This window comes from Stutzerimonas stutzeri (assembly GCF_000219605.1).
Taxonomy (GTDB): domain Bacteria; phylum Pseudomonadota; class Gammaproteobacteria; order Pseudomonadales; family Pseudomonadaceae; genus Stutzerimonas; species Stutzerimonas stutzeri.
In genome coordinates, this window is the sequence record NC_015740.1 from 1,516,815 (window position 1) to 1,534,437 (window position 17,623).

The 17,623-nt window shown below is 63.4% G+C and carries 15 protein-coding genes; 10 read left to right on the forward strand and 5 right to left on the reverse strand.

Annotated features, from left to right (window positions below; translation table 11 throughout):
* Positions 1–123 precede the first annotated feature (123 nt).
* The 8 genes from dnaE to ispD all read left to right on the forward strand — a co-directional run bounded on the left by dnaE (position 124) and on the right by ispD (position 11,290).
* Positions 124–3,645, forward strand: coding sequence for a DNA polymerase III subunit alpha (gene dnaE, locus PSTAB_RS07270; protein WP_013982337.1), 3,522 nt, complete (start codon positions 124–126; stop codon positions 3,643–3,645).
* Positions 3,646–3,829: 184 nt separating this feature from the next.
* Entirely contained in the window at positions 3,830–4,780 is a 951-nt protein-coding gene (locus tag PSTAB_RS07275; protein ID WP_013982338.1) for an acetyl-CoA carboxylase carboxyltransferase subunit alpha, read from the forward strand.
* Between the two features lie 124 nt (positions 4,781–4,904).
* On the forward strand, positions 4,905–6,194 hold the full coding sequence (gene tilS / locus PSTAB_RS07280; protein ID WP_169313163.1) for a tRNA lysidine(34) synthetase TilS: 1,290 nt from the start codon (positions 4,905–4,907) through the stop codon (positions 6,192–6,194).
* A gap of 167 nt (positions 6,195–6,361) precedes the next feature.
* A complete protein-coding gene (locus tag PSTAB_RS07285; RefSeq protein WP_013982340.1) occupies positions 6,362–7,993 on the forward strand; it encodes a CTP synthase in 1,632 nt (543 codons plus the stop codon).
* Entirely contained in the window at positions 7,990–8,835 is an 846-nt protein-coding gene (gene kdsA, locus PSTAB_RS07290; protein WP_013982341.1) for a 3-deoxy-8-phosphooctulonate synthase, read from the forward strand. The genes PSTAB_RS07285 and kdsA overlap by 4 nt, the downstream gene beginning before the upstream one ends.
* 34 nt (positions 8,836–8,869) lie before the next feature.
* Positions 8,870–10,159: a phosphopyruvate hydratase gene (eno, locus tag PSTAB_RS07295; RefSeq protein ID WP_013982342.1), complete on the forward strand. Its 1,290-nt coding sequence runs from the start codon at positions 8,870–8,872 to the stop codon at positions 10,157–10,159.
* Between the two features lie 151 nt (positions 10,160–10,310).
* The gene (ftsB, locus tag PSTAB_RS07300) at positions 10,311–10,589 is read left to right on the forward strand and encodes a cell division protein FtsB (protein ID WP_013982343.1); all 279 of its coding nucleotides are present in this window, start codon (positions 10,311–10,313) and stop codon (positions 10,587–10,589) included.
* Entirely contained in the window at positions 10,586–11,290 is a 705-nt protein-coding gene (gene ispD / locus PSTAB_RS07305; RefSeq protein ID WP_013982344.1) for a 2-C-methyl-D-erythritol 4-phosphate cytidylyltransferase, read from the forward strand. Before ftsB ends, ispD begins: the two co-directional genes overlap by 4 nt.
* 28 nt (positions 11,291–11,318) lie before the next feature.
* On the opposite strand, the gene PSTAB_RS07310 is transcribed toward ispD, so the two are convergent.
* The 3 genes from PSTAB_RS07310 to PSTAB_RS07320 all read right to left on the reverse strand — a co-directional run bounded on the left by PSTAB_RS07310 (position 11,319) and on the right by PSTAB_RS07320 (position 13,893).
* A complete protein-coding gene (locus PSTAB_RS07310) occupies positions 11,319–12,485 on the reverse strand; it encodes a baeRF3 domain-containing protein (protein WP_013982345.1) in 1,167 nt (388 codons plus the stop codon).
* 76 nt (positions 12,486–12,561) lie between these two features.
* Positions 12,562–12,876, reverse strand: a complete 315-nt coding sequence (locus PSTAB_RS07315; protein WP_011912724.1) for an HPF/RaiA family ribosome-associated protein — start codon at positions 12,874–12,876, stop codon at positions 12,562–12,564.
* A 117-nt stretch (positions 12,877–12,993) separates the two neighbouring features.
* Positions 12,994–13,893 carry a LysR substrate-binding domain-containing protein gene (locus PSTAB_RS07320; RefSeq protein ID WP_013982346.1) on the reverse strand — a complete coding sequence of 300 codons (900 nt, stop codon included), beginning with the start codon at positions 13,891–13,893 and terminating at the stop codon, positions 12,994–12,996.
* A gap of 152 nt (positions 13,894–14,045) precedes the next feature.
* Between PSTAB_RS07320 and PSTAB_RS07325 the strand changes: the two genes are divergently transcribed.
* Positions 14,046–15,161 carry an S-(hydroxymethyl)glutathione dehydrogenase/class III alcohol dehydrogenase gene (locus PSTAB_RS07325; protein WP_041771927.1) on the forward strand — a complete coding sequence of 372 codons (1,116 nt, stop codon included), beginning with the start codon at positions 14,046–14,048 and terminating at the stop codon, positions 15,159–15,161.
* Positions 15,162–15,248: 87 nt separating this feature from the next.
* A complete protein-coding gene (gene fghA, locus PSTAB_RS07330) occupies positions 15,249–16,094 on the forward strand; it encodes an S-formylglutathione hydrolase (protein ID WP_013982348.1) in 846 nt (281 codons plus the stop codon).
* Between the two features lie 94 nt (positions 16,095–16,188).
* Here the strand turns inward: fghA and PSTAB_RS07335 are convergent, their stop codons facing one another.
* On the reverse strand, positions 16,189–17,238 hold the full coding sequence (locus PSTAB_RS07335) for an alkene reductase (RefSeq protein WP_013982349.1): 1,050 nt from the start codon (positions 17,236–17,238) through the stop codon (positions 16,189–16,191).
* A gap of 37 nt (positions 17,239–17,275) precedes the next feature.
* Positions 17,276–17,578: an ArsR/SmtB family transcription factor gene (locus tag PSTAB_RS07340; protein WP_013982350.1), complete on the reverse strand. Its 303-nt coding sequence runs from the start codon at positions 17,576–17,578 to the stop codon at positions 17,276–17,278.
* Positions 17,579–17,623: the final 45 nt, after the last annotated feature.

Genomic DNA, 17,623 nt, shown 5'->3' on the forward strand with positions numbered 1-17,623 from the left:
CTGCCTTCATGCGCTTCTGCGATCACGGTTTGCAATGGCTCTGGCGGTCGGTAGGTTCGCCAGCGGACGATTGCTTTCCGGTACAATCCCGCGCTTGTCGTTCTGCCAGCTCAAGGTCTGTTCATGCCTGCTTCCTTCGTCCATCTCCGTCTGCATACCGAGTACTCGCTGGTCGATGGCCTGGTGCGCGTCAAGCCGCTGATCAAGGCGGTGGCGGCGGGCGGAATGCCCGCGGTGGCGGTGACCGACATGAGCAACATGTGCTCGCTGGTGAAGTTCTACAAGACGGCGCAGGGCGCCGGAATCAAACCGATCTGTGGCGCCGATATCTGGCTGGCTGGCTGCGACGAGGATGGTCCTCTCAGCCGCCTGACGCTGCTGGCGATGAACCCCAAGGGTTATCGCAATCTCACCGAGTTGATTTCTCGCGGCTGGACCGAAGGCCAGCGCAACGATCTGGTCATCATCGAGCGGGAGTGGGTCAAGGAAGCGGCCGAAGGGCTGATTGCGCTTTCCGGTGCCAAGGAAGGGGAGATCGGCCACGCTCTGCTCAATGGCGACGAAGCGCTGGCGGCGTCGCGTCTTGCCGAATGGCGCGAGGTATTCGCCGATCGCTTCTACCTGGAAGTGCAGCGCACCAATCGGGTCAATGACGAAGAGCATCTGCATGCGGCCGTGGCGCTGGCCGAGCGCAGCGGCGCGCCGCTGGTGGCGACCAACGACGTGCGCTTTCTCAAACAGGAAGACTTCGAGGCGCATGAAACCCGCGTCTGCATCGGTGAAGGGCGCACTCTGGACGACCCGCGACGCCCGCGTACCTATTCCGATCAGCAGTACCTGAAGACGCCCGAGGAGATGGCCGAGCTGTTCGCCGACCTGCCCGAGGCGCTGGAAAACACCGTCGAGATCGCCAAACGCTGCAACATCGAAGTGCAGCTGGGCACCTACTTCCTGCCGAACTTCCCGGTTCCCGAAGGCATGACCATCGACGATTACCTGCGTCAGGTCTCGTTCGAGGGCTTGGAGGAGCGCCTGGAAGTCCTGCTGCCAAAGGACACGCCGGACTACGAGGCGAAGAAGCAGGTCTATATCGACCGCCTCGAGTTCGAACTGGGCACCATCATTCAGATGGGCTTTCCCGGTTACTTCCTGATCGTTATGGACTTCATCAAGTGGGCCAAGAACAACGGCGTTCCGGTCGGTCCGGGCCGTGGTTCGGGTGCCGGCTCGCTGGTGGCCTACGTGCTGAAGATCACCGACCTCGATCCGCTGGCCTACGACCTGCTGTTCGAGCGCTTCCTCAACCCCGAGCGTATTTCCATGCCCGACTTCGACGTCGACTTCTGCATGGACGGCCGCGACCGGGTCATCGATTACGTGGCCGAGGCGTACGGGCGCAATGCGGTGAGCCAGATCATCACCTTCGGCACCATGGCGGCCAAGGCGGTGGTGCGTGACGTGGCGCGGGTCCAGGGCAAGTCCTATGGCCTGGCCGACCGTCTGTCGAAGATGATTCCTTTCGAGGTGGGCATGACCCTCGAGAAGGCCTACGAGATGGAAGAGCCGCTGCGCGACTTCCTCGCCGTCGACGAGGATGCCCGCGAAATCTGGGAGATGGCGCTCAAGCTCGAAGGCATCACCCGCGGTACCGGCAAACACGCCGGTGGTGTGGTGATCGCGCCGACCAAGCTCACCGACTTCGCGCCGATCGCCTGTGACGAGGAGGGCGGCGGACTGGTGACCCAGTTCGACAAGGACGACGTCGAGCAGGCCGGCCTGGTGAAGTTCGACTTCCTCGGCTTGCGCACCCTGACCATCATCAAATGGGCGCTGGAGACCATCAACCGCGAGCAGGCCAAGAAGGGCCTGGAACCGGTCAACATCGACTTCATCCCGCTGGACGACAAGCCGACCTACCAGCTGCTGCAGAAGGCCGAGACCACGGCCGTGTTCCAGCTCGAATCGCGCGGCATGAAGGAGCTGATCAAGAAGCTCAAGCCCGACTGTCTGGAAGACCTCATCGCGCTCGTGGCCCTGTTCCGCCCCGGCCCGTTGCAGTCGGGCATGGTGGACGACTTCATCAACCGCAAGCATGGCCGTGCGGAAGTCTCCTATCCGCACCCGGATTATCAGTACGCCGGGCTGGAGCCGGTGCTCAAGCCCACCTACGGCATCATCCTGTACCAGGAACAGGTGATGCAGATCGCCCAGGTGATGGCCGGCTACACCCTCGGTGGCGCCGACATGCTGCGCCGCGCCATGGGTAAGAAAAAGCCGGAGGAAATGGCCAAACAGCGCGGTGGCTTCATCGAGGGTTGCGCCAACAACGGGATCGATGCGGACCTGGCAGGCAACATCTTCGATCTGGTGGAAAAATTCGCCGGCTACGGCTTCAACAAGTCGCACTCGGCCGCCTACGGCCTGGTGTCCTACCAGACGGCCTGGCTCAAGGCGCACCACCCTTCGCCGTTCATGGCGGCCGTGCTCTCGGCGGATATGCACAACACCGACAAGGTGGTGATCCTCATCGAGGAATGCCGCAGCATGAAGCTGCGCATCGATCCGCCCGACGTGAACGTCTCCGAATTCAAGTTCACCGTCAACGACGACGGCCGTATCGTCTATGGCCTGGGTGCAGTGAAGGGCGTGGGTGAGGGGCCGGTTGAGGCTATCGCCGAATGCCGTGCCGAAGGCGGCCCGTTCAAGGATCTGTTCGATTTCTGCGCACGCATCGACCTCAAGCGCATCAACAAGCGCACCCTGGAAGCGCTGATCCGCTCCGGCGCGCTGGACCGCCTGGGGCCGTACTTCTTCGAGGAGGCCAAGGCCTATCAGGCCAACATCGACCGCAATCGCGCGGTACTGCTGGCGGCTATGGAAGAGGCGGTGCAGGCCGCCGAACAGACGGCGCGCAGCGCGGAGAGCGGTCACATGGACCTGTTCGGCGGCCTGTTCGCCGAGCCGGAGGCCGACGTCTATGCCAATCACCGCAACGCCCGCGAGCTGTCGCTCAAGGAACGTCTGAAAGGCGAGAAGGACACCCTCGGCCTGTATCTCACCGGCCATCCGATCGATGAATACGAGGGCGAGATCCGTCGCTTCGCCCGCCAGCGCATCATCGATCTGCGCCCGGCGCGTGGCGAACAGACCATCGCCGGGCTGATCGTCAATTTGCGAGTGATGAAGAACAAGAAGGGCGACAAGATGGGGTTCATCACCCTGGACGACCGCTCCGGGCGCATCGAGGCCTCGTTGTTCGCCGAAGCGTTCAACAGCGCCCAGGCCCTGCTGCAGACCGATGCGTTGGTAGTGGTGGAGGGCGAGGTGAGCAACGATGATTTCTCTGGCGGTCTGCGCCTGCGAGCCAAACGTGTCATGAGCCTGGAGGAAGCGCGTACTGGTCTGGCCGAGAGCCTGCGGGTCAAGGTCGCCGGCGAGGCGCTCAAGGGCGAACGCATGCGCTGGCTGGCCGAGGTCTGCGGTCGCCATCGCGGGGCCTGTCCGATCACGCTGGAGTACACCGGACATGATGCACGGGCGCTTCTGCAGTTCGGTGAGGATTGGCGGATCGATCCGGCGGACAACTTGATTCAGGCATTGCGTGACCAGTTCGGACGCGACAACGTCTTCCTGCAATACCGATAGAGGGCCATGGCCCGGGATGCCACCGAGGTGCGCGTTCCGAGCCAGGCCTGAACGGCCCGGCAGTGACCGGGTCATGGTTTCAGAACAATTTTTGTTCGACCTGAATGCGCCGCTCCCGTAAGGTAAGGCGCAAAAAACGGAACAGCCTCCCGGCCGCCTGGCCGTCGACGCATGACGGATGCCTATGAACCCGAACTTCCTGGATTTCGAACAGCCGATCGCCGACCTGCAAGCCAAGATCGAAGAATTGCGCCTGGTTGGTAACGACAACTCGCTGAACATCGGCGATGAGATTGCCCGCCTGCAGGACAAGAGCGAGTCGCTCACCGAAAGCATCTTCGGCAATCTGACCAGCTGGCAGATCGCCCGTCTGGCCCGCCACCCGCAGCGGCCCTATACCCTTGACTACATCAATCACCTGTTCACCGAGTTCGAAGAACTGCACGGTGATCGCCATTTCTCCGATGACGCGGCCATCGTTGGCGGTACCGCGCGTCTGGACGGCCAGCCGGTGATGGTCATCGGCCATCAGAAGGGCCGTGAGGTACGTGAGAAAGTGCGTCGCAACTTCGGCATGCCGCGTCCCGAGGGCTACCGCAAGGCCTGCCGCCTGATGGAGATGGCCGAGCGCTTCAAGATGCCGATCCTGACCTTCATCGATACGCCGGGCGCCTACCCGGGGATCGATGCCGAAGAGCGCAACCAGAGCGAGGCCATCGCCTGGAACCTGCGCGTGATGGCGCGACTGAAGACGCCGATCATCGCCACCGTGATTGGCGAGGGCGGTTCTGGCGGTGCGCTGGCGATCGGCGTCTGCGACCAGCTGAACATGCTGCAGTATTCCACCTACGCGGTGATCTCGCCGGAAGGTTGCGCCTCGATTCTCTGGCGTACCGCCGAGAAGGCGCCGGAAGCCGCCGAGGCCATGGGTGTTACCGCCGAGCGCCTGAAGGATCTGGGCATCGTCGACAAGGTGATCCCCGAGCCGCTGGGCGGCGCGCATCGCAATCCGGCCGTCATGGCTGCGGCCATGCGCGAGCAGCTCAACAGCCAGTTGCACATGCTCAAGTCGCTGGACACCGATGCGCTGCTGGCGCGTCGCTATGAGCGTCTGATGAGCTACGGTATCGCCTGAGTCATCCCTGTGCGTGCTTCGCCTCTCTGAGCGAGGCACGCCAGGATTCGCTGTCGGGCCTTCGCTCGCGGCTTTCGCTCCTGAGCCTTATGCTTGCCGGCATTCTCGATTTCGAAGCGCCCGCATGTCCCTCGATTCCCTTCTCCTTTCCCGTCTTGCTCCGTGGCGCGGCTCATCGGCGTGGTGGGTGGCGTTCTCCGGCGGTCTCGACTCCACCGTTTTGCTGCATGCGTTGACGCGGCTGTCTGAGCGTCAGGCGCTGCCGGTGATTCGTGCGATCCATGTGCATCATGGCCTGCAAGCCGCTGGTGATGACTGGCCGGCACACTGTCAGCGAGTCTGCGACCAACTCGGCGTCACGCTGGAAATCGTGCGTGTGCGGGTGGTTCCCGGTGCCAGTCTGGAGCGGGCTGCGCGCGATGCCCGCTACCAGGCGTTCAGCGCCTGTGTAGGGGAGGGTGAGCTGCTGCTGACCGGGCAGCACCGCGATGACCAGGCCGAGACGCTGCTGTTCCGCCTGTTGCGCGGCGCCGGTGTGCGCGGGCTGGCGGCGATGCCGGATGTGCGATCGATGGGGCGCGGCAGCCTGGTTCGGCCGTTGCTGGAGGTCTCCCGGGCCGAGTTGGAGGATTATGCGCGTGCCAACGGTCTCGCCTGGGTCGAGGATCCCAGCAATCAGCAGCTGGAGTATTCACGCAACTTTCTGCGTCGGCAGGTCTTGCCTTTGCTACAGCAGCGCTGGCCTCGGGCGGCGTCCAACCTGGCGCGTACCGCCGCGCTTATGGCCGAGGCGCAGCACTTGCTCGACGAGCTTGCGCAGCAGGATCTCGCCGCGGCGCAGGCTGGCAGCGATTGCCGATGGTTGAACCTGCCGAGCCTCGCGCTAGCGCCGCTGCGCGAGCTGACATCGGCGCGGCAGCGTAATGCGCTGCGCCATTGGCTGGCAGGGCTGACCTTGGCGCCGGATGAGAATCACTGGGCCGGCTGGGAGTGTCTGCGTGACGCCAAGCCAGATGCCACGCCTCGCTGGCGGCTGGCAGGTGGCGAGCTCCAGCGCAGTGGCGAGCGCGTCTGGTGGCTGCCGGACGGCTGGCTTGCCTCTGTTAGTGGGCCGGTTGACTGGCCCGACCCGTCCGTCGAGCTGCAGCTTCCCGGCAATGGCTCGCTTCGGCTAGAGGGGGCGCCGCCCATTGGCAGGCTGCAGATTCGCTATCGAAGCGGCGGTGAAGTCATGGCTGTGTCCGGTCGCGGCCGGCGCGATCTCAAGCGCCTGCTGAATGAAGCCGCGGTGCCTGCGTTCGCCCGAAAGCGCCTGCCGCTGCTGTATTGCAATGGCGAGTTGGTCGCCGTGGCCAATCTGCCGCAACTGAGCGCTGGCCGGTGCGCCCTGAATTGGTGCGCGCCGGGCTGCTAAGTGGTTTGAGCTGATAGGGCCTTTCCGGTAGACTACGCTCCCGTCTCAATACAGCTTCTGCGGTTTCTTCGAATCCGTGGCAGTTGCGCTATTGCCGATCCGCGCAATGGCACCTTCGCTTTCCCCCGGCGGCGCCGGCCGCTTAACGCAGACTTCTAGGGTTTTTCATGACGCGCTACATCTTCGTCACGGGTGGTGTTGTTTCTTCATTGGGGAAAGGCATCGCCTCGGCTTCATTGGCGGCCATCCTGGAGGCGCGGGGCCTGAAGGTCACGATGCTCAAACTGGACCCTTACATCAACGTCGATCCGGGCACCATGAGCCCGTTCCAGCACGGTGAGGTGTTCGTCACCCATGACGGCGCCGAGACCGACCTCGATCTGGGGCACTACGAGCGGTTCATCCGCACCCGCATGACCCAGAACAACAACTTCACCACCGGTCGCGTCTACGAAGACGTGCTGCGCCGTGAGCGCCGGGGCGACTACCTGGGCGCAACCATCCAGGTCATCCCGCACATCACCGACGAGATCAAGCGTCGCATCATCAAGGGTGCCGGCGACGCCGACGTGGCCCTGGTGGAGGTCGGCGGTACGGTGGGCGACATCGAGTCGCAACCTTTCCTCGAGGCCATCCGCCAGTTGCGCGTGGAAGTCGGCGCCAAGCGCGCCATGCTGATGCACCTGACGCTGGTGCCTTACATCGCCACCGCCGGCGAAACCAAGACCAAGCCAACCCAGCATTCGGTGAAGGAGCTGCGCTCCATCGGCTTGCAGCCGGACGTGCTGGTCTGCCGCTCCGATCGCGCCATCGACGTGTCTTCGCGGCGAAAGATCGCGCTATTCACCAACGTCGAAGAGCGTGCGGTGATCAGCCTGCCGGACGCCGATACCATCTACAAGATTCCGGGCATCCTGCATGCCCAGGGCCTCGATGACTATGTCGTCGAACGTTTCGGTCTCGAATGCCGTGGCGCCGATCTCTCCGAATGGGATCGTGTCGTCGATGCCAAGCTGCATCCAGAGAAGGAAGTCAACATCGCCATGGTCGGCAAGTACATGGAACTTCTGGACGCCTACAAATCTCTGATCGAGGCGATGAGCCACGCTGGCATCCAGAGCCGGACCAAGGTGAACCTGCGTTACATCGACTCCGAGGATATCGAGAACCAGGGCACCGGTCTGCTCGAAGGTGTCGATGCCATCCTCGTGCCAGGCGGTTTCGGCCTGCGCGGCGTCGAGGGCAAGATCGCTACGGTGCGCTACGCCCGCGAGAACAAGATCCCGTATCTGGGCATCTGCCTGGGTATGCAGGTCGCGGTCATCGAGTTCGCCCGTGATGTGCTGGGCTGGTCCGACGCGAACTCCACTGAGTTCGACAAGGACAGCAGCCATCCGGTTGTCGGCTTGATCACCGAGTGGGAAGACGCCAGTGGCGCCGTGGAAACCCGCAGTGATAACTCGGATCTGGGCGGTACCATGCGTCTTGGCGCTCAGGAATGCGGCCTGGAACCGGGCTCGAAGGTATTCGAATGCTACGGCAAGGAGCGCATCGTCGAGCGCCACCGTCATCGCTACGAAGTGAACAACAACCTGCTGCCGCAACTGCAGGCAGCCGGACTGAAGATTACCGGGCGCTCCGGAGACGGTGCGCTGGTGGAAGTGGTCGAGGCTCCGGATCATCCGTGGTTCGTCGCCTGCCAGTTCCACCCTGAATTCACGTCCACGCCGCGCGATGGTCACCCGCTGTTCAGCGGTTTCGTCAACGCAGCGCTGGAATACAAGGCGAAAAAGGCATGAGTCAGAAGACCATCCGCGTAGGCAACATCGAGATCGCCAACGACAAGCCGTTCGTGCTGTTCGGTGGCATCAATGTCCTAGAGTCCCGTGACCTGGCCATGCAGGCCTGCGAAGAGTACGTGCGGGTGACCGAGAAGCTCGGCATTCCCTACGTTTTCAAGGCGAGCTTCGACAAGGCCAACCGCTCCTCGATCACTTCGTTCCGCGGCCCGGGTCTGGAAGAGGGGATGAAGATCTTCGAGGAAGTGAAGAAGACCTTCGGCGTGCCGGTCATCACCGACGTACATGAGCCGTGGCAGGCGCAGCCGGTGGCCGATGTCTGCGACATCATCCAGCTGCCGGCCTTCCTCTCGCGGCAGACCGACCTGGTGGTGGCGATGGCCAAGACCGGTGCGGTGATCAACATCAAGAAAGCACAGTTCCTCGCACCGCAGGAGATGAAGCACATCCTCAAGAAGTGCGAGGAGGCCGGCAACGACCAGCTGATTCTTTGCGAACGTGGCTCGTCCTTCGGTTACAACAACCTGGTCGTCGACATGCTCGGCTTCGGCATCATGAAGCAGTTCGAGTATCCGGTGTTCTTTGACGTCACCCATGCCCTGCAGATGCCCGGCGGTCGCGCCGACTCGGCCGGTGGTCGTCGTGCCCAGGTCACCGATCTGGCCAAGGCCGGCCTGTCCCAGGGGCTGGCCGGGCTGTTCCTGGAAGCGCACCCGGATCCTGACAATGCCAAGTGCGACGGCCCGTGCGCGCTGCGCTTGAACAAGCTCGAAGCTTTCCTCACCCAGCTCAAGCAGCTGGATGATCTGGTCAAGAATTTCCCGCCAATCGAAACTGCTTGAAAGCCTTGCAGCTATCTATGGAGTGTTAACAACAATGGCAAAGATCGTCGACATCAAGGGGCGTGAAGTTCTCGACTCCCGCGGCAACCCCACCGTGGAAGCCGATGTGATCCTCGATAACGGCATCATCGGCAGCGCCTGCGCGCCGTCCGGTGCATCCACCGGCTCCCGCGAGGCTCTGGAACTGCGCGATGGCGACAAGAGCCGTTACCTGGGCAAGGGCGTGCTGAAGGCCGTGGGCAACGTCAACGGGCCGATTCGCGATCTGCTGCTGGGCAAGGATCCGGCCGATCAGAAGGCTCTGGATCAGGCGATGATCGAGCTCGACGGTACCGAGAACAAGGCCAAGCTGGGCGCCAACGCCATCCTCGCCGTGTCCCTGGCTGCCGCCAAGGCAGCTGCCCAGGCCAAGGGTGTGCCGCTCTACGCGCACATCGCCGACCTCAACGGCACTCCCGGCCAGTACTCGATGCCGGTGCCGATGATGAACATCATCAATGGCGGCGAGCACGCGGACAACAACGTCGACATCCAGGAATTCATGGTTCAGCCGGTTGGCGCCAAGACGTTCGCCGACGCGCTGCGCATGGGCGCCGAGATCTTCCATCACCTGAAAGCCGTGCTGAAGGGGCGTGGCCTGAACACTGCCGTGGGCGACGAAGGTGGCTTCGCGCCGAACCTCGCTTCCAACGAGGATGCGCTGGGTGCCATCGCCGAGGCGGTCGAGAAGGCAGGCTACAAGCTGGGCACCGACGTTACCCTGGCGCTGGACTGCGCTTCCAGCGAGTTCTACAAGGACGGCAAGTACGACCTGGCCGGTGAGGGCAAGGTGTTCGACGCCGAGGGCTTCGCCGATTACCTGGCGGGCCTGACCCAGCGCTACCCGATCATCTCCATCGAAGACGGCATGGACGAAGCCGATTGGGCTGGCTGGAAGGCGCTGACCGACAAGATCGGCGAAAAGGTCCAGCTGGTCGGTGACGATCTGTTCGTGACCAATACCAAGATCCTCAAGGAAGGCATCGAGAAGGGCATCGGCAATTCGATCCTGATCAAGTTCAACCAGATCGGCTCGCTGACCGAAACCCTGGAGGCCATCCAGATGGCCAAGGCGGCCGGCTATACCGCGGTGATCTCGCACCGTTCCGGTGAGACCGAAGACAGCACCATCGCTGACCTGGCCGTAGGCACTGCCGCTGGTCAGATCAAGACCGGTTCGCTGTGCCGCTCCGACCGCGTGTCGAAGTACAACCAGCTGCTGCGTATCGAAGAGCAGCTGGCAGGCAAGGCGCCATACAAGGGGCGCGCCGAATTCCGCGGCTGATCCTGCGGCATTAAAAAAGGGCGGCGCGAGTCGCCCTTTTTTGTTTCAATCGGCGTCGTGCCGGCGCAATCATTGTTGCACCGGCGTTGCGCCGGCCACGCCGATGGCGTTCCGATACCCGAATCACAGCCGAAGTCGTTTCATGCCTGCTATGCGTCGCCCCTACTGGTTGTTCGTCGTCCTGCTGCTGCTTCTTGGCGGGCTGCAGTACCGTCTTTGGGTAGGCGAGGGCAGCTTGGCGCAGGTCAACAGCCTGAACAAGCAGATCGCCGATCAGCAGGGTGAAAACGAGCGGTTGCTGGAGCGCAATCGAATCCTGGAAGCCGAAGTGCTGGAGCTCAAGCAGGGCATGGAGACCGTTGAGGAGCGCGCCCGTCAGGAGCTCGGCATGGTCAAAGAGGGTGAAACCCTCTACCAGCTTATCGAATGAGCCAGCCTGCATTCTGGGTGGTGATTCCGGCAGCCGGCGTTGGCAGCCGGATGCGCGCCGATCGCCCCAAGCAGTACCTGCAGGTAGCCGGGCGCTGCATCATCGAACACACCCTCGATTGTTTCCTCGACCATCCGACACTCGCCGGATTGGTGGTCTGTGTCGCGGCCGACGATCCGTACTGGCCGGGTCTCCCCTGCGCCAGTGACCCACGCATCCAGCGCGCGCCTGGTGGTCGTGAGCGGTGCGATTCCGTGCTCAGCGGCCTGCAGCGTCTCGGCCTGATGGGCGCTGCTGACCAGGACTGGGTGCTGGTGCACGACGCCGCTCGGCCTAACCTCGCCCGGGAGGACTTGGACAAGCTCTTGCACGAGCTGGCGGCGGACCCGGTCGGTGGGCTGCTCGCAGTACCTGCGCGGGATACGCTCAAGCGTGCGGACGCGGACGGACGCGTCGCGGAAACCGTGGATCGCAGCGTTATCTGGCAAGCTTTCACACCGCAGATGTTCCGCCTCGGAATGCTGCGCGACGCGCTGGGCGCGGCGCTTGGCGATGGCGTGCCGGTTACCGATGAGGCGTCCGCCATCGAGTGGGCGGGGTATTCGCCGAAGCTGGTGGAGGGGAGAGCGGATAACCTCAAGGTAACCCGCCCCGAAGATCTGCGCTGGCTCGCGCAGTGCTGGAATACCGGTCGTCAGTGATGGCGGGCAAGTCTGCCCGCCATCCTCGTCAGAAACGATAGATCGCCGCGGCACCCGTGCCGGTTGGCATGCGCTCGGTCGGCACCACGACCACATCGCCACCTTGCTCCAGCGTCCAGATCGTCAGTTCGTCGAGCAGGTCCGGCGTGTTGACCTCATCCTCGTTGGCAGCTGTGGCCGTGCCATCGTTACGGTCGACGTGCCCCGGTATCTGCCGCTCGGCTTCCACCAGAAGCGTCGCGACGCGGCCCTGACGCGTGGCCTGGCCGATGTCCTCGAGCTGATCCGACGCCAGGCCTTGGCCATGGGACGCGCCGAACTGGTCGAGCAGACCTTCCAGGCGCTTGAGGTAGCGCGGCTGCATCACCATCCAGCTCTTCTCGCGCAATTCCTGGAGGCTCAGCGTGCTCTGGCCGATCTCGATGCCTTCAGGCAGCAGGTTCTCGTTATGGCTGATGCGACGGAAGTGGGGTTGCTGCTCCGGCAGCGCGGCGAGAATCAACGGCAGTCCCGAGGCTCTCGAGTGGTGCTCGATGATGGCCCGGTCCACCTCACGGAAATAGCGGTCGCGGTCGCGATCGATCTCCGCCTGCTTGCCGCTGCCGCCTGCTTCCACCTGCATCGGGTCGCCACGTTCACTGGCACGGCTGTAGCCCTGGGGAAAACCGCTCTGGCCCTTTTCGGTGAGATCGCCGCCCAACGCGTCCGCGAGTGTCTTGGGCACCGCTTCGTGCAGGTGCACCTCATCGAGCGCGTCGCGGTTTCCCTCGAACAGGCGCACCGAGTCACGCGAGAGGCAGAGGATCTGGAAGCGATCAGCTGACTGGGCGATGCGAACCAGCGGCTTGAGGTGCATGCGCGCATTGGCCACGGCCATTTCGGGCACGCTACGTTGCAGGCGATAGACCTGGAAATAGTCCTTGGCAGCGAAGGCTGCGAGGCCATCGAGGTTGTGGTTCCAGAAGTCGTTGTTGTCGATCAGTGCATGGAACGGCTCGAGCAGGCTGCGTGCCTGTTCGGCATGGCCCTGCTGCTTGAGGGATTCTTCCAGTTGCTTGACCAGTTGCTTGAAGCGGATCGGGTCCTGCTGGCGTTCCGGAAAGCTGCGATGAGTCGGCTGGTACAGGGAGAGGCAGGGCCCGTCCCGGCGTTTCAGCAGTTGGGTAAGGGTTTCACGATCGAGCAGTCGGTTCATGCGTGGCCTCCAGTTGCTGTGGTTCGGTCCCTCGCAGAGATGTCGATGGCCACTCAATGGCCAACGATGGGCCAGGTCAGTGGCGGTTGAGCTTGTCCAGGGCGTGACTGAGCGCGTGGTTCAGTTTCTCCGCGGCGCCGTTGATGGCGAGGTCCAGGGTTTCGGCCTTGTGCGTGGCGGAAATCGGGTCGTGGCCCTTGACGCGCGCCTCCATCTGGCAGCGTTTGTCATGCGGTCCGCTCTTGTTGCTGTTCTCGTCGTTGAGATGGACTTCGACGCGGGTCAGATGATCGTCGAAGCGGTCCAGCTCGGTCTCCACCGTCGCCTTGATTCGCTCTTCGAGATCGGCGGTAACGCTGATGCTGTGGTTGCTGTTCACCAGAACCTGCATGGTTTCCTCCTGATTTGCGGCGCCGCACGACGAGCTGCGGCTACAGAAGGTACGACGTGGCGGATTAAGACGGGTTCCGCCTCGGCGCGGACCTCAGACGCGCGGTTCAACCTTTGTTCAGCTTTGCCCGCCGCGGTACTCCGGGCGCGCGGCGAGACCGACCTTGAGCGCCTCGACGAGCAACCTGACCTTGGGCAGCGGGTAGCGCCGCTGCGGATACACCGCCCACACGGCGGTGTCCGGAGGCTGGTTGGCCTCGAGCAGCGAGACCAGCTCACCCCGGCGCAGCGGTTCGAGCACGTAGTAGTCCGGCAACTGGCACAGGCCGAAGCCACGTAATGCGGCATCCAGCACCGCCTGGCCGCTATTGCAGCGCCAGTTGCCGCTGGGCTTGAAGTGCTGCTCGCGCCCGTCGGACTGGAACGACCAGACGTCGCTGGTGCCGATCAGGCAGTTGTGCCGTGCCAGTTCTGAGAGCGTATGCGGCCGACCGTAGCGCTCCAGATAGCCCGGTGCGGCGCACAGGTACATGGCTCGCGGCGCGATCCGCGTGGCCACCAGGCGGGACTCGCCGAGTTTGCCGAGACGGATCGCCAGGTCATAGCCTTCCTGCACCAGATCGAGTGTGCGGTTGGACAGTTCGATGTCGACGCGCAGCTGTGGATGCCGCGCCATGAATTCATTCACCAGCGGCACGATGAAGCGCTCGCCGTAGGCCACCGCGGCGGTCATGCGCAGCAGTCCGGTGGGGGCACTGTGCAGGTCGCTGATGGCGAGGAAGGCATCGTCGCGCTCTTCGATCAAGCGCTGGCAGCGCGCGAAAAAAGTATGACCGGCTTCGGTCAGCGACACGCGGCGAGTGGTGCGGTAGAGCAGGCGGGCCTGCAGGCGCTCTTCCAGACGGGCGATCTGGCGGCTGACATGGGAGGACGACACCCGCAGACGTTCGGCGGCGCGCATGAAACTGCCGCATTCCACAACCGCGACGAATTCGTCGAGCCCTTCCCAGCGGTTCATGCTCACCTCCTTGAGGCAGGTTTATCGACGCACAAGATTCAGCATTCGCCGGATTATCCCTGTACGGCAACAATGTTTTCCAGAATCATCCATCAATCCCTGAATGAGCGTGAATTACACTCTATGCTTTTCCACACAGTCGAGTGATGTTCATGACCATCAAGTCGCGCGCGGCCGTTGCCTTCGGCCCCAACCAGCCCCTGCAGATCGTCGAAGTGGATGTCGCTCCGCCCAAGGCCGGCGAGGTCCTGATCCGTATCGTGGCCACCGGTGTCTGTCATACCGACGCCTACACGCTTTCGGGGGAGGATTCGGAAGGTGTCTTTCCCTGCATTCTTGGCCACGAGGGCGGTGGGATCGTCGAGGCCGTTGGCGAGGGCGTCACCTCGGTGGCGGTCGGCGATCACGTGATCCCGCTCTATACCGCCGAATGCCGCGAGTGCAAGTTCTGCAAGTCCGGCAAGACCAACCTGTGCAGCTCCGTGCGCGCCACCCAGGGCAAGGGCCTGATGCCCGATGGCACCACGCGCTTCAGCTACAACGGCGAGCCGATCTACCACTACATGGGCTGCTCGACCTTCTCCGAGTACACCGTGCTGCCGGAAGTCTCGGTAGCCAAGATTCCCAAGGAGGCGCCGCTGGAAAAGGTCTGCCTGCTGGGCTGCGGCGTGACCACCGGGATCGGTGCCGTACTGAACACCGCCAAGGTGGAGGAAGGCGCTACCGTGGCGATCTTCGGCCTGGGTGGCATCGGCCTGGCGGCGATCATCGGTGCGAAGATGGCCAAGGCCAGCCGGATCATTGCCATCGACATCAACCCGGGCAAGTTCGCTATTGCCGAAGAGCTGGGCGCCACCGATTTCGTCAATCCGAAGGATCACGACAAGCCGATTCAAGAGGTAATCGTCGAGATGACCGATGGCGGTGTCGACTATTCCTTTGAATGCGTTGGCAATGTGCAGCTGATGCGCGCAGCGCTGGAGTGCTGTCACAAGGGTTGGGGCGAGTCGACCATCATCGGTGTCGCCGGCGCGGGCCAGGAAATCAGCACGCGTCCGTTTCAGCTGGTCACCGGGCGCGTCTGGCGCGGTTCGGCATTCGGCGGTGTGAAGGGTCGTACCGAGCTGCCGAGCTATGTGGAGAAGGCGCAGAGCGGCGAGATTCCGCTGGACACCTTCATCACCCACAACCTGCCGCTGGAGCAGATCAACGAAGCGTTCGACCTGATGCATGAAGGCAAGAGCATCCGTACCGTCATCCACTTCTGATCCCTGGGTGGGCAATGCCGTCGTTCGGCGGCTTGTCCACCTCGACCGTGGAGGCCCGTGCGGTTTCCACCTGCGCGAGGCCCGTTCATGACCCTTGAAATCGTTTCCAGCAACAAGAGCTTCGGTGGCTGGCACAAGCGCTACCGCCACCGCTCCAACGCCCTGAACTGCGACATGGTATTTGCCGTGTTCCTGCCGCCGCAGGCCGAGCAGGGTGACAAACTGCCGGTGCTGTACTGGCTGTCCGGCTTGACCTGCACCGACGAAAATTTCATGCAGAAGGCCGGAGCGCTACGCATGGCGGCCGAGCTCGGTCTGATCATCGTCGCGCCGGACACCAGCCCGCGTGGCCCAGGCGTGCCGGATGACGCCGACGGCGCCTGGGATTTCGGCCTGGGCGCGGGCTTTTATCTCAATGCGACGCAAGAGCCCTGGGCCCAGCACTACCGGATGTACGACTACGTCGTCGAGGAACTGCCGGCACTGGTCGAGGCCAACTTCCCGGTCTCCGACCGCCGCGGCATCAGCGGGCACTCCATGGGCGGACACGGGGCGCTCATCTGCGCGCTGAAAAATCCTGGCCGCTATCGCTCGGTATCGGCCTTTGCGCCCATCAGCAACCCGATCAACTGTCCCTGGGGAGAAAAGGCGTTCAGCCGCTATCTGGGCGCGGACCGTTCGCGCTGGCGGGAGTGGGATGCCTGCGCGCTGCTCGCCGAAGCCAGCGAGCGGCTACCGCTGCTGGTGGACCAGGGCGACCGCGATGACTTCATGGACGGCCAGCTCAAGCCGCAAGCGCTGCGTGCCGCTGCGGACGCTGTCGGGCACCCGCTGACGCTGCGCATCCAGCCGGGCTACGACCACAGCTACTACTTCATTGCCAGCTTTATCGATGATCACCTGCGCCATCATGCCGACGCGTTGACGGCGTAGGGTGGGCAACGGCGCTCGCGCCGACTGCCAGAAACGTCAGCCACAAAAAAGGCCCGAGCGGATATGCCGCTCGGGCCTTTCCATCGCCAGGAGCTTAGAGCGACGGATAATCGGTGTAGCCGTCCGGGCCCTGGGCATAGAACAGCTCGGGCTTGGGCTCGTTCAGCGGTGCATCCTGACGCAGGCGCTCGACCAGATCCGGATTGGCGATGTACGGAATGCCGAAGGCCACCGCATCGGCCTTGCCTTCCGCCAGCCAGGCGTTGCCTTGCTCCTTGGTGAAGCGTTCGTTGGCGATGTAGACGCCACCGAAGAGCTGCTTGAGCTGTGGGCCGAGGCTGTCTTCACCGGCCTTCTCGCGGGTGCAGATGAAGGCAATGCCGCGCTTGCCCAGTTCACGGGCGACGTAGCCGAAGGTCTCGGCACGGTTGGAGTCGCCCATGTCATGGGAGTCGGCACGCGGCGCCAGATGCACTCCGACGCGCCCGGCGCCCCATACGGAGACGGCGGCATCGGTCACTTCCAGCAGCAGTCGTGCACGGTTTTCCAGTGAGCCACCGTAGGCGTCGGTGCGCTTGTTGGTGCTGTCCTGCAGGAACTGATCGAGCAGGTAGCCATTGGCGCCATGGATCTCGACACCGTCGAAACCGGCTTCCTTGGCATTCTCCGCCCCCTTGCGGTAGGCCTCGATGATGCCGGGGATTTCGTCGATCTCCAGGGCGCGCGGGGTCTCGTAATCCTTCTTCGGACGGACCAGGCTGACATGGCCCGCGGGTTTGAGGGCACTGGGGGCGACCGGCAATTGGCCGTCGAGGTAGAGCGGATCGGAAATACGGCCGACATGCCAGAGCTGCAGGACGATCTTGCCACCTTTGGCATGCACGGCGTCGGTGACCTTCTTCCAGCCCTGGACCTGCTCGGCCGACCAGATGCCAGGAGTGTCCGGATAGCCCACACCCATCGGCGTGACCGAGGTGGCCTCGCTGATGATCAGGCCGGCGTCGGCGCGCTGGGCATAGTACTCGGCGATCAGATCGCCGGGCACGCGGCCAGGCTCGGCGCGGCAGCGGGTCAGCGGCGCCATGATGATGCGGTTGTTCAGTTCCAGGTCGCCGATCTTGATCGGGTCGAAAAGCGTGGGCATAGCGATACCGCTCCTGTGTGGTGGTGCGAGAAAAGGCTCAGAGTTCCTGGCCGATGCGCTCGATGAAGGTCTGGATGACTGCGTCGTTGCGCTTGAAGAAGTGCCACTGGCCGATTTTCTGGCAGGTGACCAGCCCGGCCTTCTGCAGGGTCGCCAGGTGAGCCGAAACGGTGGACTGCGACAGGCCGGCGCGCTGGTCGATCTGGCCGGCGCACACGCCGTTCTCCAGCGAATGGTGCTGCGCGGCGAAATAGCGCTGCGGCTCCTTGAGCCAACGCAGAATGTCGCGGCGCAGCGGGTGGGCGAGGGCCTTGATGATGTCGTCGAAGTCGTCCGGCATGAGTTTCGGCTGCCTGTATCGGATTGAGACGAACTATATATCGCC